Source organism: Pseudomonas hydrolytica (assembly GCF_021495345.1).
Classification (GTDB): domain Bacteria; phylum Pseudomonadota; class Gammaproteobacteria; order Pseudomonadales; family Pseudomonadaceae; genus Aquipseudomonas; species Aquipseudomonas hydrolytica.
Window position 1 is genome coordinate 5,143,821 of the sequence record NZ_CP099397.1, and the last position, 22,142, is coordinate 5,165,962.

Consider the following 22,142-nt stretch of genomic DNA (forward strand, 5'->3'; position numbering starts at 1 on the left):
CTCCTGAGGTTAACCTTCGATTTCCACCAGCACTTCGCCCGGATTGACGCGGTCGCCCTTGGCCACGTGAACGGCCTTGACGGTACCGGCGATCGGCGCCTGCACTTCGGTTTCCATCTTCATCGCTTCGGTGATCAGCACGGCCTGACCGGCCTTGACCGCATCACCTTCCTTGACCAGTACATCGACGATGTTGCCCGGCATGGTGGTGGACACGTCGCCCGGTGCGCTGGCCTGCTTGCGCTTGCCGCCACTGCCGGCAACGAACTCGTTGAGCGGCTCGAACACCACCTCTTCCGGCATGCCGTCGATGGAGAGGTAGAAGTGGCGCTTGCCATCGCCCTTGACGCCGACACCGGTGATGTCGACGCGGTAGCTCTCGCCATGCACGTCCACCACGAACTCGGTGGGCACGCCTTCACCCCCCACCGGCGCGGCGCCGCCGACCTGCGGCATGGGCAGCAGGGCCTCGGGCTTGAGGGTGCCGGCGGCACGCTCCTCGAGGAACTTGCGGCCGATGTCGGGGAACATGGCGAAGGTCAGCACGTCCTCTTCGGACTTGGCCAGGCTGCCGATCTCCTCGCGCAGCTTGGCCATCTCCGGCTTGAGCAGGTCGGCTGGGCGCCCTTCGATCACTTCCTCGTTACCGATGGCGCGCTTGCGCAGCTCGTCATTGACCTTGCCCGGCGCCTTGCCGTAACGCCCTTGCAGGTACAGCTTCACCTCGTTGGTGATGGTCTTGTAGCGCTCGCCGGCGAGCACGTTGAAGAAGGCCTGGGTGCCGACGATCTGCGAAGTGGGCGTCACCAGCGGCGGGTAGCCGAGGTCGGCGCGCACCCGCGGAATCTCTTCCAGCACTTCGCCCATGCGATTGAGGGCGCCCTGCTCCTTCAACTGGTTGGCCAGGTTGGAAATCATCCCGCCCGGTACCTGATTGACCTGCACGCGTGTGTCGACGCCGGTGAATTCGCTCTCGAACTGGTGGTACTTCTTGCGCACGGCATGGAAGTACAGGCCGATCTCCTGGATCAGTTCCAGGTCCAGGCCGGTGTCGTAGGGCGTGCCACGCAGCGCCGCGACCATGGATTCGGTACCCGGATGGCTGGTGCCCCAGGCCATGCTGGAGATGGCGGTGTCGATGCGGTCGGCGCCGTTTTCCACGGCCTTGAGCTGGCACATGCTGGCCACGCCGGCGGTGTCGTGCGAGTGCACCACCACTTCCAGCGGCAGGGCGTCTTTCAGCGCCCTGACCAGATCGCCGGTAGCGTAGGGGGTGAGCAGACCGGCCATGTCCTTGATGGCGATGGAATCCACCCCCATGGCGGCCATCTGCTTGGCCTGCTCGACGAAGGCGTCGATGGTGTGCACCGGGCTGGTGGTGTAGGCGATGGTGCCCTGGGCGTGCTTGCCGGCGGCCTTCACCGCCTCGATGGACACGCGCAGGTTACGCACGTCGTTCATCGCATCGAAGATGCGGAACACGTCGATGCCGTTGACCGCGGCCTTGGCCACGAAGGCGCGCACCACGTCATCGCTGTAGTGGCGGTAGCCGAGCAGGTTCTGCCCACGCAGGAGCATCTGCAGGCGGGTGTTGGGCAGCGCCGCCTTGAGCTGGCGCAGGCGCTCCCACGGGTCTTCCTTGAGAAAGCGCACGCAGGCGTCGAAGGTGGCGCCGCCCCAGACTTCCAGCGACCAGTAGCCGACGCGGTCGAGCTTGTCGCAGATCGGCAGCATGTCCTCGGTGCGCATGCGGGTCGCCAGCAGCGACTGATGGGCGTCGCGCAGGATGGTGTCGGTGACGGTAACTTTCTTGCTCATGTTCTGAGTCCTTCCCCTACAGGCCGGCGTGGGCCGCGATGGCGGTGGCGATGGCGATGGCCAGGTGCGACGGGTTGCGCTTGATCGAGTACTGGGTCAGCTCCGGATGGCTCTCGACGAAGCTGGTGTTGAACTGGCCGCTGCGAAACTCCGGGTTGCGCAGGATTTCCTGGTAATAGGGCGCGGTGGTGCGCACGCCCTGCACGCGCATGTCGTCCAGCGCGCGCAGGCCGCGGTCCATCGCCTCTTCCCAGGTCAGTGCCCAGACGATCAGCTTCAGGCACATCGAATCGTAGTAGGGCGGAATGGTGTAGCCGGTGTAGATCGCCGTGTCGGTCCGCACGCCGGGGCCGCCGGGGGCGTAGTAGCGGGTGATTTTGCCGAAGGACGGCAGAAAGTTGTTCTTCGGGTCCTCGGCGTTGATGCGGAACTGCAGGGCATAACCACGGTGGATGATGTCTTCCTGCTTGATCGACAGCGGCTGACCGCTGGCGATGCGAATCTGCTCGCGGACGATGTCGATGCCGGTGATTTCCTCGGTGATGGTGTGCTCCACCTGCACCCGGGTGTTCATCTCCATGAAGTACACCTCGCCCTCGGCGAGCAGGAACTCCACGGTGCCGGCGTTCTCGTAGCCCACCGCCTGCGCGGCGCGCACCGCCAGGTCGCCGATATAGGCGCGCTGCTCAGGGGTCAGCTGCGGGCTGGGGGCGATCTCGATCAGCTTCTGGTTGCGGCGCTGGATCGAGCAGTCGCGCTCGTACAGGTGCACGGTGTTGCCGAAGCTGTCGGCCAGCACCTGCGCCTCGATGTGCTTGGGATTGACGATGCACTTCTCCAGGAAGACTTCCGCGCTGCCGAAGGCCTTGGTCGCCTCGGAGATCACCCGCGGATAGGCCTGCTCCAGGTCCTCGCGGCTGTTGCAGCGGCGAATGCCGCGGCCGCCGCCGCCGGAGGTGGCCTTGAGCATCACCGGGTAGCCGATGCGGTCGGCTTCGCGCAGCGCCTCGTCGAGATCGGCGACGTTGCCTTCGGTACCCGGGGTGACCGGCACGCCGGCCTTGATCATGCTGCGCCGCGCCTCGGTCTTGTCGCCCATGCGGCGAATCACCTCGGCCGACGGCCCGATAAACTTGACCCCACGTTCGGCGCAGATCTCCGCCAGTTCGGCGTTCTCGGAGAGAAAACCGTAGCCGGGATGGAGGGCGTCGCAGCCGGTTTCCACGGCCAGATTGACCAGCTTACGCGGGTTCAGGTAGCCGGCCAGGGGGTCGTCGCCGATGCTGTGCGCCTCGTCGGCGCGCTTGACGTGCAGGGCGTGGCGGTCCGCCTCGGAATAGATGGCCACCGAGCGAATGCCCATTTCGGCACAGGCCCGCACGATACGGACGGCAATTTCACCACGGTTGGCGATCAGGATCTTCTTGATCACGGTTCAATCCTCAGCACAGGGCTGTCAGGGGCTGCGGCCAGTAAGGCGAACGCCCGATTAAGCTAGCCGGGTATACGAATTAACCAAAATCAATAATTATTAGATCATGCATAAGTAATTACTTATGTATTGATCAAACGAGGACCTCACGCATGCGTAAAACCCTGCTGCGCATGACCCTGCGCCAGCTTCAGGTATTCCGCGCCGTGTGCGAACACGGCTCCTACAGCCGCGCCGCAGACGAAATGGCGCTGACCCAGCCGGCGGTCAGCCTGCAGATCCGCCAGCTGGAGGAGCTGGTCGGCCAGCCGCTGTTCGAATACGTCGGCAAGAAGCTCTACCTGACCGAGGCGGCCGAAGCGCTCAGGCGCGCCAGCAGCGATATCTTCGGCCGCCTGGAGAGCCTGGACATGCAGCTGTCGGACCTGCAGGGCTCGCTGCAGGGGCAGCTCAACCTGTGCGTGGAATCCAGCGCGAAGTACTTCGTACCTCACCTGTTCGCCGAATTTCGCCGCCATTACCCCGAAGTCAGCCTGAACCTCACTGTGGTCAATCACGCCCTGGTGGTGCGCCGCCTGACCCTGAGCCGCGACGACCTGATGATCATGAGCCAGGTGCCACAGGACATGGCGCTGGACTTCATGCCCTTTCTCAACAACCCCATCGTGGCCGTGGCGGCGCCGGATCATCCGCTGTGTTCGCAGCAGACGCTGCAGCTGCAGGATCTGACCGCCCATGCGCTGCTGATCCGCGAGAGCGGCTCGGGCACCCGCCGCGCCTGCGAGGAGTACTGCAACCAGAAGCGCGCCCACTTTGCCCAGACGCTGGAGATCGGCTCGCTGGATGCCCAGCGCGAGGCAGCGATCGCCGGGCTCGGCCTGGCCCTGCTGCCGCGCCATGCGGTACGCCTGGAGCTGGAGCACGGCCTGCTGCGCGAGCTGCCGGTGGCGGAGCTGCCACTGCAGCGCAGCTGGTGCGTGGTAAATATCCGCGGACGGCGCCTGTCGCCAGTGGCGCAGGCCTTCGTCGATTTCATCCGCAGCGAGCGCCCGACCATCGTCCGCCTGGCCGAGCGTTTCGCAGGATCGGGCAAGAATCTCGCAGGATCGGCCTAACCCTCCTTTACTGGCATAGGGGACATTGGCGATCTGCATAGCCTTTTTCCGCTCGCCCCACGAACTTGCCGGGAGACCCTCATGCTGTCGGGAACCAGCGCCCTGCTGGGCGCCATCGCCGCCGTCGAACGCGAACAGGGCCAGGCCGTGCTCGCCACGGTGGTCAAGGTGGAGGGCTCGGCCTACCGTCGCCCCGGTGCACGGATGCTGATTCCGCTGTACGGCGGCACCGTGGGCACCATCAGTGGCGGCTGCCTGGAATCCGAGGTGGCGAAGAAGGCCTGGTGGCTGACCGACAGCGGCGAGCCGGTGATTCGCCGCTACAGCACGGCCACCCAGGACGACGATGACGACCAGGACGCCGCTCTGACCTTTGGCCTCGGCTGCAACGGCACCGTGCACGTGCTGCTGCAACGCCACAGCGCGGAAAAACCGCTGGCGGTGCTCGAGCTGCTGCGCCAGGTGCGCGAGAGTGGCCGGGCCGGCGTGCAGGCCACGGTGATCTCCAGCTATCGCAACGCCCGCGTCCGGGTTGGTGACCATCTGCTGCTGTACCCGGATGGCAGCGAGCGCGCGCGCCTGCTCGATCCGGCGCTGGATGCCCAGGTGCGCGCGGCCATGGCCGAAACCCTGGCCCGGGAACGCTCGACGCTGCGCAGCTACCGCGACGCCCGTGGCGACGTGGAAGTGTTCTGCGAATACCTGGCGCCGCAGCGGCGCCTGGTGATCTTCGGCGCCGGGCATGACGCCCAGCCACTGGTGCATATGGCCAAGCTGCTGGACTGGCATGTCACCGTCGTGGACGGCCGCGCCCATTTCGCCCGCGCCGAGCGCTTCCCCGAGGCCGACGCGGTGCTGCAGGTCGACACCGGCTCGCCCTACGCCCTGCAAGCCCTTACCGACGGCGCGCTGGTGGCGGTGATGAGCCACAGCTACAGCCAGGACCGTCACTGGCTGGGCGCTGTGCTGCAGGGCACGCCGGTGTATATAGGTCAGCTGGGGCCCCGCGAGCGCACCGAACGCCTGCTCGGCGAGATTCGCGCGCAGGGCGGCGAGCTGACGGCGCTGCAGCGCCTGCACTACCCCATCGGCCTGGATATCGGCGGCGACACGCCGGAAAGCGTGGCCACGGCGATCCTCGCCGAAATGACCGCAGCGCTGAACCAGCGCGACGGGGGCATGCTCAAGCATCGCCAGGCGGCGATCCATGCACCCACCCCGCAAGACGCCAGCGAGATCGAAACAGCGACCAGACTGAACGCGTCCTGAGCCCCATCGAGGCCACAGACTCGTAGGGTGCGCCGGGCGGCGATCCGCTTCAGCCCACCACGGCTGGTGGGCTAAAGCCCACCCTACATGCTCTTACCTGCCACAACACACCGTAGCCCGGATGCCATCCGGGAAAACCAGCCCCCATAAACGAGAACGCCCGGGATTACCCCGGGCGTTCGTGCTTCCAGTATCGGACGTCAGGCCTTGATCTGCGCCGGGAACGGCAACTTGCGCAGACGTACGCCGGTGGCGGCGAACAGCGCATTGGCCAGCGCCGGTGCCAGCGGCGGCACGCCCGGCTCACCGACACCGGTCGGGTTCTCCGCGGACGGCACGATATGCACCTCCACCTTGGGCATCTCGTTCATGCGCAGCACCTGGAAGTCATGGAAGTTCGATTGCTCGATCCGTCCTTCCTTCAGGGTGATCGCACTGTGCCGAGCGGCCGCCAGAGCGAAGCCGATTCCGCCTTCCATCTGCGCGCGGATCACATCCGGGTTGATGGCGATGCCGCAGTCCACCGCGCACACCACGCGATCCAGCCGGTAGCTGCCATCGGCCTTGACCGTCACCTCGGCGACCTGCGCCACGAAGGAGCCGAAGGATTCGTGCACGGCGATACCGCGCCCGCGCTTCTCACCCTCGGCGCCGGCGGCCAGTGGCTTGTCCCAGCCGGCCTGCTTGGCGGCCAGCTCCAGCACGCCACGGTGACGCGGCTGGCTGTCCAGCAGCGCATGACGGAAAGCGTAAGGATCCTGGCCCGCGGCCACGGCCGCCTCGTCGATCATGGTCTCGGCGACGTAACCGGTGTGGGTATGGCCCACCGAGCGCCACCACAGCACCGGCACCTTGATATTGGTCGGCGTGCTCAGCTCCACCTGCAGGTTGGGCACCGTATAGGCCAGGTTGGACAGGCCCTCGACCGAGGTATGGTCGATGCCGTCCTTGATCATGAAGGGCTCCATCGAAGTACCGGCCATGATCGACTGCCCGACGATGCGGTTGTGCCAGGCCTGCAGCTTGCCGCCCTGGTCCAGGCCGATACGTACGCGGTGCAGATACAGCGGCCGGAAGTAACCGCCACGGGTATCGTCCTCGCGCGTCCAGACCATCTTCACCGGCGCATCGACGCCCTTGTCACGCGCGGCCTTGGCGATGGCCACCGCCTCCAGCAGGTAGTCCGACACCGAACCGGCGCGGCGACCAAAGCTGCCGCCGGCATACAGCTGGGTCAGCGACACCTGCTCCGGCGCCAGGCCCAGGTAGCCGCTGATGATGGCCTGGTCGACGGTCTGGAACTGCTCGCCGTTCCAGATCTCGCAGCGCTCGTCGGACAGCTTCACCAGGCAGTTCATCGGCTCCATCGCCGCATGGGCCAGGTAGGGGAATTCGTACTCGGCCTCGACGGTTTTCGCCGCCTGCGCCAACGCCGCATCGGCATCGCCCTTGCTCGCGGCGGGAAGACCCGGCTGACCTGCGCTCTCGCGGTACTGGGCGAAAATCTCCTCGCTGCCGAGGGTGAAGGCCTGGGTCTCGTCCCACTCGATCACCAGCGCGTCACGGCCCTGGCGCGCCGCCCAGGTGTTGTTCGCCAGCACGGCGACGCCCGAGCGGCCGTGGGGCAGGTCGCGAAACTCCACCACCTCGACCACGTCGCGCACCGCCTTGGCCTTGCTGCTGTCCACCTTGCGCGGCACGCCGCCAAAACGCGGCGGGTAGGCGACCATGGCCACCAGCATGCCCGGCAGCTTGAAGTCCTGGGTGAACACGGCGCTGCCGTCGGTCTTGTCCAGGCTGTCCTTGCGCCGCAGATCGCGCTTGCCGATCAGCTTGAAGTCCCTGGGATCCTTGAGCTGCACCTGCTCCGGTACCGGCAGTTGCGCAGCTGCCTCGACCAGCTCACCGAAACCGGCACTGCGACCTGAACCGGCGTGGCTGACCACGCCCTGACTGACGCTGATCTCGCTGGCCGGCACACCCCAGCGCTGCGCAGCCGCCGCCACCAGCATGGCCTTGGCGGTGGCGCCGGCGTTACGCATCTGCTCCCAGGAGTTGGCCATGGCGGTGCTGCCGCCGGTGCCCTGCATCGGCCCGAAGGCGAGGTTGTTGTAGCGCTTGGCATCGGCCGGCGCGCCTTCGACGCGCACCTGGTTCCAGTCGGCATCCAGCTCCTCGGCCAGTAGCGTGGCCAGGCCGGTGTAGCTGCCCTGGCCCATCTCCAGGTGTTTGGCCAGCACGGTCACCGTGCCATCGAGGTCGATGCGCACGAAGGCGTTCGGCTCCAGCGGGCCACCTGCCGCCAGTGCATCCATGCCGCGCAGCAGCGGCGCGAAAAAGATGCCCAGGGCCAGGCCGCCGGCGCCCTTGAGCAGGCTGCGACGGCTGACGTTGAGGATGCCGCGAGTGGCACCATCGGGGGTTTCGATCTTGCCCATGTTCATGCGCCTCCTCAGGCCAGCTTGCCGGCAGCGTCGTGAATGGCGGCGCGAATCCGCACATAGGTGGCGCAGCGGCAGATGTTGCCGCTCATGGCCGCGTCGATATCGGCGTCGCTCGGTGCCTTGTTGCCGCTGAGCAGCGCCGTGGCGGCCATGATCTGCCCGGACTGGCAGTAGCCGCATTGCACCACGTCGAGCTGGCGCCAGGCCTCCTGGACCACCTTGCCCACGGCGTCTTCGCCGACCGCCTCGATGGTGGTGATGCGCTTGCCCACCAGCGCCGATACCGGGGTCACGCAGGAGCGGGTCGGCTGGCCGTCGACGTTCACCGTGCAGGCGCCGCACAGCGCCATGCCACAGCCGTACTTGGTGCCGGTGAGGTTGGCCACGTCACGCAGGGCCCAGAGCAGCGGCATATCGCCCGCCACGTCCAGTTCATGGTCCTGGCCGTTGAGATTCAGGGTAATCATGGTCTGCCCACCTTGTTCTGATGGTGTCTGAGTGGTTCCGGGCGCAAGGGCCGGACCGTCACTCTAGTGGGCGGAAAAGGCGCTGTCGCCGGCCGCCCTGCAGATCGGCAGAACCGGGCAATAAGTTCGCAGAATCGGGCAAGCGCGCCGCCCAGCCCATGGCGAGACGTCGCCGCAGGTCAGGCCGCCGTGCGCTCGTCGCGGCCGGCCGCCAGCAGGTAGCCGGCGGGAATCAGCTCGGGGTAATCGGCCAGTTCGCGCTGCAGCTGGCACTGTTCGGCGTAATTCTCGATGGCCCGGCGATAGGCCATGCGCCGCTGGTCCTGCAGTTTGCGCCGGGTCTTGGCGTCGGTGGGGGTGTGCAGTTGCGCGTCATCGAAGATACGAGGCATCTCGGTTCTCCCGGAACGAGGACTGGAGGCCTCAGCATGGTCCGGGCAGATGACGCTTTGAGGGCGAGAAGATGAACAGGCGGTGAAACCGCCTGCACTCAATCCTCGCTATTGCGCAGCGACTTGGGCGACAGGCGCAGGCTGCGCAGGCTGCGCTTGACGCTCTTGAGGTGGTTGACCAGGCTCGGCCCGCGCGCCATGGCCACGCCCATGGCCAGCACGTCGATCACCACCAGGTGGGCGATGCGCGAAGTCAGCGGAGTGTAGATCTCGGTGTCTTCCTGCACGTCGATGGCCAGGTTGACCGTGGCCAGCTCGGCCAGGGGCGTCTGGCTCGGGCACAGGGTGATCAGGCTGGCGCCGGACTCGCGCACCAGGTTGGCGGTGATCAGCAGATCCTTGGAGCGCCCCGACTGCGAGATGCAGATGGCCACGTCGCTCGGCTTGAGGGTCACCGCACTCATCGCCTGCATGTGCGGGTCGGAATAGGCCGCGGCATTGAGCAACAGGCGGAAGAACTTGTGCTGGGCATCGGCCGCTACCGCGCCGGAGGCGCCGAAACCGTAGAACTCCACACGCTGCGCCTGCGAGCAGGCGGCGATCGCCCGTTGCAGCGCCTCGGGGTCGAGCTTCTCGCGCACCTCCATCAGGGTGTGCAGCGTGGTGTCGAAGATCTTCAGACTGAAGTCGGCGACCGAGTCGTCCTCGTGAATGGCGAACTGGCCGAAGCTGGCACCCGCGGCCAGGCTCTGCGCCAATTTCAGCTTGAGGTCCTGAAAGCCGCTGCAACCGATGGCGCGACAGAAGCGCACGATGGTCGGCTCGCTGATGCCGACGCTGTGCGCCAGCTCGGCCATGGAGCTGTGCATCACCGATGCGGGATCGAGCAGCACGTGGTCGGCCACCTTGAGCTCGGACTTGCGCAGCAGATGGCGCGACTGGGCGATATGTTGCAACAGATTCACGGGGCTAGGCTCTATGCAGAAAAGGATCTACCGCGGGCAGCGGGCTGGTCATGGCTGGGTTGCGCAGCGCCCGGCGGTTGTAGTGACCTTGTAGTTATACTACATGGCTCGCCCGCGCGCACCGCCCACAGTCCGCCGAATAACGCGGCGCTGCAGACAAGTGGCTCCGAAAAAGCGCGAACCGCTGCGGCTGATACGGCTCCAGAGCCCGATTTTGACGGTGCCCCTTTCAACAGGTAGTTTCAACGATCTGTTACAACCCAGTCGGAGTCTTCCCTTGAGCATCCCCTGCGACATGCTGGTTTTCGGTGGCACCGGCGACCTGGCCCTGCACAAGCTGCTGCCTGCGCTCTATCACCTGCATCGCGAAGGACGCCTGCACGCCGACATGCGCATCCTCGCCCTGGCCCGCAGCAACCACAGCCGCGAGGCGTACCAGACCCTGGCCGAGCGCCACTGCCGCGCCCAGGTGGCACGCGCCGATTTCTCCACCGACACCTGGGCCAGCTTCGCCGCACGCCTCGACTACTTCGCCATGGATGCCGCACAGAGCGCCGACTTCGGCCGCCTGGCCAAACGCCTGGGGCGCGACGACCAGCGCGTGCGGGTCTACTACCTGGCGACCGCGCCGAACCTGTTCGAAGACATCGCCGCGCACCTGGCCAACGCCGGCCTGGCCGGCCCGGCCGCACGCATCGTGCTGGAAAAGCCCATCGGCCACTCGCTGGAGTCGGCGCGGGCGATCAACGCCGCCATCGGCGCCGTGTTCGACGAGGCGCGGGTGTTTCGCATCGATCACTATCTGGGCAAGGAGACCGTGCAGAACCTGATGGCGCTGCGCTTCGCCAACGCCCTGTTCGAGCCGGTATGGCGCGCCGGGCATATCGACCACGTACAGATCAGCGTGTGCGAAACCCTCGGCGTGGAAAACCGCGGCGCCTACTACGACAAGGCAGGCGCCATGCGCGACATGATCCAGAACCACCTGCTGCAGTTGCTCTGCCTGGTGGCCATGGAAGCGCCTGTGCGCTTCGACGCCGAAGCGGTGCGCAACGAGAAGGTGAAGATCCTTGAGGCGCTCAAGCCCATCAGCGGCCTCGACGTGCAGGACAAGACCGTGCGCGGCCAGTACACCGCCGGCCAGATCGGTGGCCACGACGTACCCGCCTACTACTTCGAGAAGAACGTCGACAACGACAGCGACACCGAAACCTTTGTCGCCGTGCAGGTGGAGATCGACAACTGGCGCTGGGCCGGCGTGCCGTTCTATCTGCGCACCGGCAAGCGCCTGGCGAAGAAAACCTCGGAAATCCTCATCCAGTTCAAGCCGGTGCCGCACCGCCTGTTCAACGACGGCGAGGCGAATCAACTGCTGATCCGCCTGCAACCGGAAGAGCGCATCAGCCTGCAACTGATGGCCAAGAACCCCGGCAAGGGCATGCACCTCAAACCCGTCGAGCTGGACCTCAACCTCGCCGCCGCCTTCCACAAGCAGCGCCGCTGGGAGGCCTACGAGCGCCTGCTGCTGGACGTGATCGAAGGCGACTCGACGCTGTTCATGCGCCGCGACGAGGTGGAGGCCGCCTGGCAGTGGGTCGATCCCATCCTGCAGGGCTGGCACCAGCACTACCAGAGCCCGCGCCCCTACCCGGCCGGCAGCGATGGCCCGGAGCAGCTGCAGCACTTGCTGGAACGCCACGGCCGGCACTGGGCCGAGTGAGCGCTCTGGCAGCTTCTTGCGCAGCGGACTGTGGATAAATGCCTGCTCAAGCGCGCCGAATCCAGCAGCCACGGGGCCTTCGGGATGCTGCGCAAAAAGCTGCACAGCAGTGCGCAACTTGTTGCGCAACAATCTGTGCGACGCCGCTCAATATGACCCTGCATGCTTGCCTGGTCACGACAAGTTACTGATTTTATTGAAATTTAAATACCTGGCACGCCGCTCGCTATAGGTCTGGCTCCCGGATCGATCACGATCCATGACCCAGGCAAGGAGAGCACTCATGCCAACACCCGCGTATCTGTCCCTCGAAGGCACCAAACAAGGTCTGATCACCGCTGGCACCTTCACCGAGGACTCGGTCGGCAACATTTTCCAGGAAGGTCATGAAGACCAGATTCTGGTGCAAGCCTACAACCACCAGGTCATCATCCCGCGCGACCCGCAGTCCGGCCAACCGACCGGCCAGCGCGTGCACAAGCCGCTGATGATCACCAAGGTCTTCGACAAATCCTCGCCGCTGATCTTCAACGCCCTGACCTCCGGCGAGCGTCTGAACAAGTGCCGTCTGGAGTGGTACCGCACCTCCTCCACCGGTACCCAGGAGCACTACTTCACCATCGAACTGGAAGACGCCGTGATCGTCGACGTACAGTCGCGCATGCCGAACTGCCAGGACCCGAACATGGCGCACTTCACCCACCTGGAAGACGTCTACTTCACCTACCGCAAGATCGTCTGGACCCACGAAGTCTCCGGCACTTCCGGCTCCGACGACTGGCGTACCCCGATCTCCGCCTAATTACTGGCTGAGTTCGCGCGTCACCGCAGCGGCCAGGCATCGTCCTGGCCGTTGCGTTTCGGCAGGCCGCGCAAAAGGCGCTAGCCAATCGCCGAAAACCTCGACCGTTGCCAGCGCGCGGCGGCCGATTCGGTTACAACCTGGAGCGCGCCACGCGCCCATCATGGAATGATCGAGAGGAACAACGAATGTTCGCCCAGGCCAACCAGACCCATTTCAGCCTCAGCATCGAAGGGGTCGAACACGACCTGCAGGTGCTCGAGTTCAAAGGGCGCGAGGCGATCAGCCAGCCTTACGCCTTCGACGTGGAACTGATCAGCGAACGCCCCGACCTCGATCTGGAGAGCCTGCTGCACCAGCGCGCCTTCCTCGCCTTCGACCAGAACGGCGCCGGCATCCACGGCCTGATCCACCGCATCGCCCAAGGCGAATCCGGCAAGCGCATGACGCGCTACCGCCTGACCCTGGTGCCGCAACTGGCCTACCTGGCGCACCGCACCAACCAGCGCATCTTCCAGCACCTGACGGTGGAGAAGATCATCACTCAGGTGCTCGAGGAACACGGCATCCAGGCCGACGCCTACCAGTTCCAGCTCGGCTCGCTCTACCCCGAGCGCGAATACTGCGTGCAGTACGACGAGAGCGACCTGCACTTCGTCCAGCGCCTGTGCGAGGAGGAAGGCATTCACTACCACTTCCAGCACAGCAGCGAAGGCCATGTACTGACCTTCGGCGACGACCAGACCGTGTTCCCGCGTCTGGCACCGCTGGCCTACCAGCAGGACACCGGCCTGGTGGCCGGCGACCCGGTGATCAAGCATTTCGGCGTGCGCGTGGAAACCCGCACCAGCCAGGTCACCCGCCGCGACTACGACTTCGAGAAACCGCGGCTGCAGCTGGAAGCCAAGGCCGACGGCGATGCCCAGCCCAAGCTGGAAGACTACGACTATCCGGGCCGCTACACCGACCGCGAGCGCGGCAAGCACCTGGCCAAGCGCGCCCTGGAGCGCCACCGCCACGACTTCGAACTGGCCCAGGGCGACGGCGACTCGCCGACCCTGGTCAGCGGCCACTTCCTCGACCTGACCGAGCACCCGCGCGAGGCATGGAACCAGCTCTGGCTGCTGACCGAAGTGCTGCACGAAGGCAAGCAGCCTCAGGTGCTGGAGGAGTCGGTGTTGAACCTCCCCTCTCCCCCCGGGAGAGGGGCCGGGGGTGAGGGCAGCTCAGGCGACACCGACTTCCACCAAGGCTACCGCAACCGCTTCACCGCCACGCCCTGGAACGTGCCCTACCGTCCCCATTTGGCCCATCCCAAGCCGCGCATACTCGGCAGCCAGAGCGCCGTGGTCACGGGACCTGCCGGCGAGGAAATCCACTGCGACGAATACGGCCGGGTCAAGGTGCAGTTCTTCTGGGATCGTGAGGGCCAGGCCGACGAGAAGACCAGCTGCTGGCTGCGCGTCAGCTCCAGCTGGGCTGGCGATCGCTACGGCGCCATCACCATCCCGCGCATCGGCATGGAAGTGCTGGTCACCTTCCTCGAAGGCGACCCCGACCAGCCCTTGGTCACCGGCTGCCTGTACCACGCCGAACACGTCGTGCCCTACGACCTGCCTGCGAACAAGACTCGCAGCGTGTTCAAGACCCTGAGCAGCCCCGGCGGTGGCGGCTACAACGAACTGCGCATCGAAGACCGCAAGGGCGCCGAGCAGATCTACATCCACGCCCAGCGCGACTGGGACGAGAACATCGAGCACAACCAGAAGATCCGCGTCGGCAACGAGCGCCATGACACCGTCGAGGCCAACGCCTACAGCCACTTCAAGGCCGAAGAACACCGCACCACCCACGCCGACCGCAAGACCGAGATCAAGGCCAACGACCACCTTACCGTCGGCGACAGCCAGCACATCAAGCTGGGCAACGGCCAGTTCATCCAGGCCGGCCAGGAAATCCACCTCTCCAGCGGCCTGAAAGTCGTGCTTGAAGCCGGCAGCGAACTGACCCTCAAGGGCGGCGGCAGCTTTATCAAACTCGACGGCGGCGGCATCACCCTGGTCGGCCCGGTGATCAAGATCAACTCCGGCGGCGCGCCGGGCAGTGGTTCGGGGGCGGCGCCAGTGTTGCCGGGCGCGGCGAAGCCGGCGGATGCGGATAAGGCGGGAGAGTTGCTGATTCAGGCACAGCGGCAAGCACTAATGCGAGCGACACCACGCTGTGAAATCTGCGAGCAAATGAAATTGCAAAACGGCGAGAAACCCTGATGACCAATCACTACCTACTTATTGATGGTGTACTTCGCCAGGGTGTGATTACCGAGCTGTATGGGTGTGGTGAAGAAATGGAAATCGAACCACTGTACGTGGGTACACGCTGGCAAGAAGCACACGATCTAGGCCCAATTCTTGTTGCCGCCTCACCACACTCCAAGCTGCTATCAGATGCTCAGTCGGATTTGGACTGGCTAAGAAGCAGCAGTCGCCTGTCGAGCAATGCCAACCTGAAGGAGGTTGCCGATCATCTTCGCGAGTTCATTTGCGTGCGCAGCCCAAGCGGCAGCCAAAGCCTGCTGCGTTTTGCCGACCCGCTAGTAGCTTGGTACTGGCTGGCCAGTTATGCCCCCTCGCAATATCCACATTTGCTTGGCCCCATTACGAGTTGGGAAGTGGCCCTCACGCCGACCAAATGGGAATCCCGCACAGAACTCCAGAGGATGGCTTATACAGCGGTCAGTCATCCTCCCATCGCTTTTGACCGTGCATTACTGGATGAGCATCAAGAGCAGGCTCTGCAAGAGGCTTATCACCGGCAGTTGAAAACGCGCCTGTATGACTGGCTACAGACGTACGTGCCAGATCTTTTGCAGCAACAAGCTGCGGTTGATTCCTGGCTATACAACCGCTTGCAAAGTGCGGAGCAAGCCGGACTGGACAGTGAGCGCAGCATTGCCATCTGGGCTTTGCTCAGTCTTGAGCAAGGCGACGACTTCTTCAGTGTCACGACCAGCGCCTACAGCCAATGGCTAGCCAGCACGCCAGCAGCTCAAGGCCTACCTGCTGAAGTGAATCTACAGACCTTTTTCAATGAACATGCCTGACGACGCGAAGGATTCGCCATGACTGACTCAAACAGGCAAGCGGCCAAAGACAGCCTGCGCGCCACATTTCCTAATAGTTCAGCGACAAGTACTGGCCATTGCCCGATGAAGCAAGGACAGGTGGCTATCTTCCCCGTACGCTACGCAATCGATGAGTCACCCAAGAAAGCTGGACAGCCAGGTCCGAACCCTTTGCCGAAGGACTGGTTAGGTCTCGACGAGATGCCACGGCTGCAAACTCGCACCTATACCCTTCGCCAGCTCCGCGACGGCTGGGTATACGTATTCGACCGCACGGCAAATACCTTCCACGAATACCGACTCAAGGGCCACCAATTCATCCGTATTGCATGGGGTGACCAACAACTCAACCAAGACACGCGCACCGGCTCGGGCGACAGCAAGCCTTATTTGCTGTACCCCAAGGCCAGCTCACTGCTCATTGCCTACTCACCCGCGCAATGGACATGGCGCACCTGTGAACGTATGCGTTCCAACCCCAAGCTGCAGCGCCAGTGGATGCGCGAGATCGATCTGTCTCGATACTGCAAGAGTCTGGCCGCCCCTCACGCTGCTCGTTTGCCACGTCTCGCCGAGCTGGTTGCCGACGTCGACGCTGGCGCAGCCTGCAACGATAGCCGCTTCATGTCCTCGACCCTACCGACCCAGGCAAAAACTGCAGAGCAGTCATGCAAACCAGCCATAGGCAGCGACCAGATTATCGGCAGCGTACCCGACAAGGACGCGGCCTTACTCCTGGCCCTACAAGATCCGCTGGCCGTAGTCGACGATCTGGCCATGCAGCTCACCGGGCGTCACATCGAGCAACACCTGTTCGAGGAGAAGCACCATCACCGTCTTGATGTTGCCGGCCATATCGAGATGTTCGCCGGTCTTCCGCTCGACCCGTTCAACGAAAGCGACTGGCCGACCGGCGTGCTCAAGGATGAAGCCAAAAGACAGGTGTTCATCCGAGACGCCCAGAAGTACCTGGAACGTTACCAGGAACTGGTCAGACCCAGCCTCCCGGTGCTGGACGCCAGCGGCAGCTTCGGGCGCTCCAAAGCCCTGAGCATGGAGGGAGAAGCGCTCGACGCCCAGTACGGCAAAGGCACCGCCGCCAAGCTGGAAAAAAAAGCCCGGTTATGGATGGATCGCGCACCACTGCGTAAGCAGGTCAAATATCAGGAAGCACTCGACTATCGCCGTGATCGTCACGTCGAACTGGTTGCGCTAATGCGCCATATCGACAGAGCCCGCAATGACCTGATCCCTTGGCTGGAGTACATCCACACCGACCCCGGCAAAGTCTTCCTCGACCCCTGTTCTGAACAACAATCGTCATTGCTCATACATACCGCTCAGGGATTGTTCGACGTGCTCGGCCAGACCGAGGCCGGCAAGAACTGGCTATGCCAGGATTACGCCAAGCCCAAGACTCTGCTGGGCCTGGCCATGTACAACTTCAACAGCGAACTGGCAAGCGCGCTCGAAGGGATCGCGACGAACTTTGCCGAAAGCGGCAACCTCGACCCAGGCTTGGCTACCAGCGTAGTCACCCGCGGCAATGAAACTTTCAGCGTGCTGGACGACAATAGTGTACGTAACAGCAAGCTGTTCCAGGCTATGAGCCAACCGGCGCGCCAGGCGTATGACACGCTACAGAAGGTTGCCCGCACCATCGCTAGCGAAGCCTGGCAGCTCCTGGCCTACCAACTGCTGCCTTCACTCAGCCCGAAGTTCGCCCCCACCTGGAAGCCCATCGCCTATTCGCTAGTAATCGTGGTCACCCACATAGACACCGAAGTGATCAGACCCTACGTAGTCTATGACCACGGTTACCGTGCCAAGAAGCAGGCCTGGGACATGAAGTTCGCCCAACTGCAGAAAAAGATTCGCGCACAGACCCGTACGGCCACCTTCGGCGCCCGCCATGAACAAGCGGCCGCGAACCGCCAGTTGAGCCTACTCTATGAAGAGCAACAGCTACTGAAAGCTGCAGAGCCCGACGCCATCCTGGCCAGAGGCGAAGTCCGTGTACAGCAACGCACCACCTTGATCGAGCAACGAGTGGAGTTTCTGCACACCCTCGGCAAATCCGAAGCCATCGCACAGATGGAACTCAAGGGGCGCAACTATGCCGCCTACCTGGAGCGCGTGAAGAAGTGGATGGCCAACGGCCTGGGCACTGGTTTGGCCAGCTTGGTGGCCGCTCTGAATATGTGGAACTTCAAGAACACCATGGATCAGGCACGGTCCGATGGACACTGGAGCCAAGATGACCTTAAAGCCCTAAGTGGCGCTGGCGCCCAGCTTGGCAACGCTATAATGGCACTGGCCTTGATGCCACGCTGGGCTGACATCAGCAAGCTGAGCGTGGAAGCCATTGTCAATAGAACCCCCGTTACAGCCAAGCTAGCCGAAGTCTCCATCCAGAGCTGGGTCAGCGCCAACGCCGAACTCTCTGCAATGGTACGTGCCTTTGCACTGCGCGCCGCTGGCATGGCAACGCTGGGCGTCATTGCCAACGGTGTTGATGTATGGCTATTACAAAGCTCTGCTGAAAAAGCAAGCGGAAGCGATGAAAGGCTTGCACTGAGAACAAAACAATTCGCAGCTTTTTCCATGGGGCTTTTGTCGGTTTACCAGTTGGGGGCTGGACTATTTAGCGCATTTGGGTTTGGTGCCGTAGGTCTTGTTTTCGCTCCCTGGCTGCTTTTGGCTCTCTTTATCGCCGGAGTTACCTATCTGGTCGCAACCTTTATTGCCAACAATCTCAAACGAGAAGGCTTGAAGCTCTGGCTCTGGCGTTGCTGCTGGACTAAGGACAAGGCGCCGTACTGGCCAGATACTTCTCAAGGCCGCAGCGACGAGCTAAAGGCACTACACGAAATACTACTGCGCCCAACTATCTGCGCCAAAACGGCCAAAAGCTCCTACGGCACTAGCAGCGTTCAGCTGCAGATCGCCCTGCCCGCAGAGCTGGCGGGCAAACAAATACGCCTGCACCCAATCATGATCGAGAACGGCCTGCTCTGGATGCCCGATAAGCAGAGTGGATACCGCGCTGGCATGTACGGCAGTTATATCGCTGGAGGCCAATGGATCCCCACGGCTGCACTTGGAGACTTCGAGCGCAAAACTACCGCCTTTGCGCCCTATCAGGCCGGTGAGGCTCGAGTCTGGGAAGTCAGCCTTCCCCACTCCAAGGGTATGGATCGCTTAGAACTGGAGATTCACTACCCAAATGACTTAGTGTCACGCCGGGACGGACGCGGCTACCGATTCAGTATCGAGTTGGATGATATCACTGTCGGTAACTTGCAGGAAAACGGTCTGGAGAAAAGCCATATTTGCGAGCCTATCGACAGCGACAGCTTGATGCTAGTGGAGAAAGTTCCGGAGAATCAGCGTAATTATTATTATTTAAGAATAACTTAATATGAATATCTTCAGAATTTCGACACTCTGGGTACCCAGTTATCACCTAAAAATGGACTGGAAGCACCCAAAAAGACCTGCACTCAAAGAATGGACTATTAAGGCCTTTGACGGAAGGCTTCTGTTAGCATGCCTAGGCGGATTAGGCGCAATACCTTGCCTACTATTTGCTTACTTTGCATTAACTATGGGGTGGGTGGTAAATCTGATGCTCACCATATTTGCTTTATTTATATTTATTAATACATTCCTCCTAAAGCAATTTTATGCAATACGCTTAACTGATACTGGAGGAGAAATATGTCATTGGAAAGCTTTACCCGATTTTTTATTTTCTAGCATGCCATGGCTTATGCTATTATATATTTTATTTATTATTTGGGGATTATCACAATCACCGGAAATGGCTTTAGGAGCTCTAGCCAGCGGCGCTGGGCTTGGTATCGTATATGCTTTAATTGCTACATCCAAAGGATATAAGGAGTCTCAGCTTCGCTTTCAACAGTGGGACTTTGAGTGGAATGAAATATATGAAGCCATATATGACCGCAAAAGCCACGCAATAGGCTTTAATGTAATCGAGTCAAAACCTTACATAGCTCGCTTCAAGGAAGAAAATGAGAACTTCTACAGCTGCCGTATATACTTTCACCCCAAAATGGCCGAACAAATCCTCCAGATATTTAAAGAAAAATTAGGTCCAAACATCCCAATAAAAGAAGGACGTATACATTACAGGACAATTGATTAGAGCTTAGGAAACCACTGAAATGAGCGGGCCTCTTGATCGTTTCTGATCAATCATGAATGGCGAGTGCGCGCACCATTGCGCCTGGCACTGGATACCGGCGAAAAAGACTGCCTCCCTGGCGCACTCGTCTGGCTATTCCCGGCACCGCCGATCGGCCTGGGCACGGGCTTGGCCGGCCTGGCTGCCGCTCTGAATATGTAGAACTTCAAGAACACCATGGATCAGGCACGAGCAGATGGTCATTGGAGCCAGGATGATGTGAAGGCATTCAGCAACGCGGGCGTGCCTGCCGGGCTCCATTACTAAATTCAGTGAAATACCATGCGTGCCACATGGCCTAATTTCACAAATAAAGAGAGATTCAACAAATATATGAGCCAATTGGATGAAAAGTTCGATATCGGTTTTCGTGCCGCCGTATTGTTAGTCGGCGGCTTGGCGGGTTTTGTTTTTAGCGCATACAAAGCTCATGAAGAATTTGCCTGGGGAGATGATGCTGCCTGGGGATATGTCCTTATCGGTATAGGTGCTGCCATGCTGGCCGGGATAGGGCTTCGCCAAGCCTTGGGTCTTTACAGGTTGCTAATGAGCAAGGATATCTCTGGTAACTAGTTAAGAGGAATATAGGAGCGAATCGGGGACAGACCACGATTTAAAGCGTATCTTCCAGCATCTGACGGTGGAAAAGATCATCGCCCAAGTGCTCGAAGAACACGGTATCCAGAGCGATGCTATGATTTTCAGCTCGGCTCGATTGGGTTTGTACCAAGTGGCAAGCGCACCCGGTACTGCTGCAATCCAAGCGTTTGAAAATGGTGCTCAGAAGATCTCCCTTTGGTGTAGAAGGCGTAGCGCCTCCATGGTCGAGGCAGAAAACCCAGCCCGCTACCTTCTAACTAATCGCGCCGTACTGATAAATGGCAAGCGCTTACCTCGGGACAAACTGCCACCGCAAACCGTCGGTCCGATGTTGTATGTACTTAGTGAGCATTATGTAGAAAGCTTTCATGAGCATCAGGAAAAGGCAATCGTTCTGCTACTTAGCCACCTTTATCGCCGCTGGCGTCACTTTATTGAAGCCTTGGAACACTGTTCGCCGAATGGCGCCAAGGTTAATGCGATGGAAAGCCTTAATCGCCTTAACCGCCTGCTCGATAGACAGCAGGAGTTCAATCGATTTATCGAGCAACTGGCCGTACGCGGCCTACCGGACGCCGTGGATGCCGTGGATGCCGTGGATGCCAGCTCGAGTGTGGTGCTGGCCTGGACACCGACGGAAGCATGGCGCAAGCGCGACGTTCTGATCGCGGCGAGATCCAGTGGGCAGTTCGACGGGCTAGCCAAAAAAAGCAAGGGTTCCCAACAGGGAACCCTTATCTCTTAAAGTTTCTGGTCGAGCTGAATAGCGCAGCGGAAACTGGTTCCAGGATAATATCCATCCTGTTCTGGCTTATCTGCCCAGCGTCGAACTGTATTGGCGGACTGCCAACCTGACTCAAAGTAGTTTGATCCTCGACGAATCTTCTGGGTACCTGCAGTTGGCCCTTGTGGATTATCAACAGGCGAATCCCTGTAATAATCAGGGCCATACCAGTCATTGACCCAGTCGGTGGCGTTACCTGCCATATCATATAGGCCCAATGGATTCGGGGCGAACTGCCCAACGGGATGTATTTCAGTATCTTCATCACGAGGGATATTACGCCCATAGTCCAGGCTTCCCGTATCCGTAGGGAACTGCACGTACTGCCCACGATTGCGGGCGGCATATTCCCATTGTGCCTCGGTCGGCAAGTCAATTGGATAGCCACTGAGCTGACCTAGCCACAGACAATAGTCTTTGGCCTCCTGCCATTCTTTGGGTGGAGCGGGCTTGTTCGAATCAAATTCACCAGCTAAGTCTTTTCTTTTTCGGTACTCCGCATCAAATAACGGCAATCCCTGGCTAGTACGGAACAAATCGAAAGCCCCCAACCGAGTCTGATAACTCGCCAGGTAGTAGCTACTCAAACGTACCTTGTGCAGGTGATCATCGTCGTAACTGCCGGTGATGGGGCACAGCTCATCCGGCTCGTAGCCATAGGGCCAGGTGCCCATATTGGTCTGGTCGAAATCGCAGGGCGCGCCAAAATCCCCCATTTCGAACTCACCACCCTCGATAAACACCATCTCATCCAGCGAACGCACCACCGTATCGAGCATCTGGCTACGCAATTCAGACAAGAGCTTGGGATACTGTGAGTCGATACGTTCGGCGATAGCCGCAACCTTTTCCGGGCCAAGCCTTTCGCTTTTCGGCAAAGGCTGCGACTGTGCCTGACAGCCGGCCACCAGCAGCGGCGTGAGAAAAAAAGATAACAATCGGTTATTCATCGGCAACGTCCCTATTCAATCCGCTTGGCGGCTCTGGCTCAGAGGCTTGCCAG

17 protein-coding genes are annotated in these 22,142 nt (G+C 61.6%); 10 read left to right on the top strand and 7 right to left on the bottom strand.

What is annotated here, in order from left to right:
* Window positions 1-9 precede the first annotated feature (9 nt).
* Window positions 10-1,818, bottom strand: a complete 1,809-nt coding sequence (gene oadA / locus L1F06_RS24230) for a sodium-extruding oxaloacetate decarboxylase subunit alpha (protein ID WP_129483792.1) — start codon at window positions 1,816-1,818, stop codon at window positions 10-12.
* A 16-nt stretch (window positions 1,819-1,834) separates the two neighbouring features.
* On the bottom strand, window positions 1,835-3,250 hold the full coding sequence (locus L1F06_RS24235) for an acetyl-CoA carboxylase biotin carboxylase subunit (RefSeq protein WP_129483793.1): 1,416 nt from the start codon (window positions 3,248-3,250) through the stop codon (window positions 1,835-1,837).
* A 152-nt stretch (window positions 3,251-3,402) separates the two neighbouring features.
* On the opposite strand from L1F06_RS24235, the gene L1F06_RS24240 reads away from it, so the two are divergent.
* Both L1F06_RS24240 and L1F06_RS24245 read left to right on the top strand, forming a co-directional pair.
* Window positions 3,403-4,365, top strand: a complete 963-nt coding sequence (locus L1F06_RS24240) for a LysR family transcriptional regulator (protein WP_003241162.1) — start codon at window positions 3,403-3,405, stop codon at window positions 4,363-4,365.
* Between the two features lie 81 nt (window positions 4,366-4,446).
* Window positions 4,447-5,634 (top strand): XdhC family protein, encoded by a 1,188-nt coding sequence (locus L1F06_RS24245; protein ID WP_129483794.1) that lies wholly within the window; start codon window positions 4,447-4,449, stop codon window positions 5,632-5,634.
* A 200-nt stretch (window positions 5,635-5,834) separates the two neighbouring features.
* Here the strand turns inward: L1F06_RS24245 and L1F06_RS24250 are convergent, their stop codons facing one another.
* From L1F06_RS24250 to hexR, 4 genes are all read right to left on the bottom strand, one after another.
* Window positions 5,835-8,072 (bottom strand): xanthine dehydrogenase family protein molybdopterin-binding subunit, encoded by a 2,238-nt coding sequence (locus L1F06_RS24250; protein WP_129483795.1) that lies wholly within the window; start codon window positions 8,070-8,072, stop codon window positions 5,835-5,837.
* A gap of 14 nt (window positions 8,073-8,086) precedes the next feature.
* Window positions 8,087-8,545: a (2Fe-2S)-binding protein gene (locus tag L1F06_RS24255; RefSeq protein WP_003241168.1), complete on the bottom strand. Its 459-nt coding sequence runs from the start codon at window positions 8,543-8,545 to the stop codon at window positions 8,087-8,089.
* Between the two features lie 179 nt (window positions 8,546-8,724).
* A complete protein-coding gene (locus L1F06_RS24260) occupies window positions 8,725-8,937 on the bottom strand; it encodes a PA3496 family putative envelope integrity protein (RefSeq protein WP_003241169.1) in 213 nt (70 codons plus the stop codon).
* A 98-nt stretch (window positions 8,938-9,035) separates the two neighbouring features.
* Window positions 9,036-9,902 carry a transcriptional regulator HexR gene (hexR, locus tag L1F06_RS24265; protein ID WP_003241170.1) on the bottom strand — a complete coding sequence of 289 codons (867 nt, stop codon included), beginning with the start codon at window positions 9,900-9,902 and terminating at the stop codon, window positions 9,036-9,038.
* Between the two features lie 295 nt (window positions 9,903-10,197).
* On the opposite strand from hexR, the gene zwf reads away from it, so the two are divergent.
* The 8 genes from zwf (at window position 10,198) to L1F06_RS24305 (ending at window position 21,100) form a co-directional block, all read left to right on the top strand.
* Window positions 10,198-11,622, top strand: a complete 1,425-nt coding sequence (gene zwf, locus L1F06_RS24270; RefSeq protein ID WP_230090025.1) for a glucose-6-phosphate dehydrogenase — start codon at window positions 10,198-10,200, stop codon at window positions 11,620-11,622.
* A gap of 283 nt (window positions 11,623-11,905) precedes the next feature.
* The gene (locus L1F06_RS24275) at window positions 11,906-12,424 is read left to right on the top strand and encodes an Hcp family type VI secretion system effector (RefSeq protein WP_003241180.1); all 519 of its coding nucleotides are present in this window, start codon (window positions 11,906-11,908) and stop codon (window positions 12,422-12,424) included.
* A gap of 188 nt (window positions 12,425-12,612) precedes the next feature.
* Window positions 12,613-14,691 carry a type VI secretion system Vgr family protein gene (locus tag L1F06_RS24280; protein ID WP_129483796.1) on the top strand — a complete coding sequence of 693 codons (2,079 nt, stop codon included), beginning with the start codon at window positions 12,613-12,615 and terminating at the stop codon, window positions 14,689-14,691.
* On the top strand, window positions 14,691-15,524 hold the full coding sequence (locus L1F06_RS24285) for a DUF4123 domain-containing protein (protein WP_129483797.1): 834 nt from the start codon (window positions 14,691-14,693) through the stop codon (window positions 15,522-15,524). The genes L1F06_RS24280 and L1F06_RS24285 overlap by 1 nt, the downstream gene beginning before the upstream one ends.
* Before the next feature lie 18 nt (window positions 15,525-15,542).
* The gene (locus L1F06_RS24290) at window positions 15,543-18,965 is read left to right on the top strand and encodes a T6SS effector BTH_I2691 family protein (RefSeq protein ID WP_129483798.1); all 3,423 of its coding nucleotides are present in this window, start codon (window positions 15,543-15,545) and stop codon (window positions 18,963-18,965) included.
* A gap of 1 nt (window position 18,966) precedes the next feature.
* Window positions 18,967-19,716, top strand: a complete 750-nt coding sequence (locus L1F06_RS24295; protein ID WP_129483799.1) for a hypothetical protein — start codon at window positions 18,967-18,969, stop codon at window positions 19,714-19,716.
* A 321-nt stretch (window positions 19,717-20,037) separates the two neighbouring features.
* Window positions 20,038-20,328 carry a hypothetical protein gene (locus L1F06_RS24300; protein WP_129483800.1) on the top strand — a complete coding sequence of 97 codons (291 nt, stop codon included), beginning with the start codon at window positions 20,038-20,040 and terminating at the stop codon, window positions 20,326-20,328.
* A gap of 67 nt (window positions 20,329-20,395) precedes the next feature.
* On the top strand, window positions 20,396-21,100 hold the full coding sequence (locus L1F06_RS24305) for a hypothetical protein (protein WP_252576702.1): 705 nt from the start codon (window positions 20,396-20,398) through the stop codon (window positions 21,098-21,100).
* On the opposite strand, the gene L1F06_RS24310 is transcribed toward L1F06_RS24305, so the two are convergent.
* Window positions 21,097-22,089: a formylglycine-generating enzyme family protein gene (locus L1F06_RS24310; protein WP_129483801.1), complete on the bottom strand. Its 993-nt coding sequence runs from the start codon at window positions 22,087-22,089 to the stop codon at window positions 21,097-21,099. The genes L1F06_RS24305 and L1F06_RS24310 overlap by 4 nt on opposite strands.
* Between the last annotated feature and the right edge of the window lie 53 nt (window positions 22,090-22,142).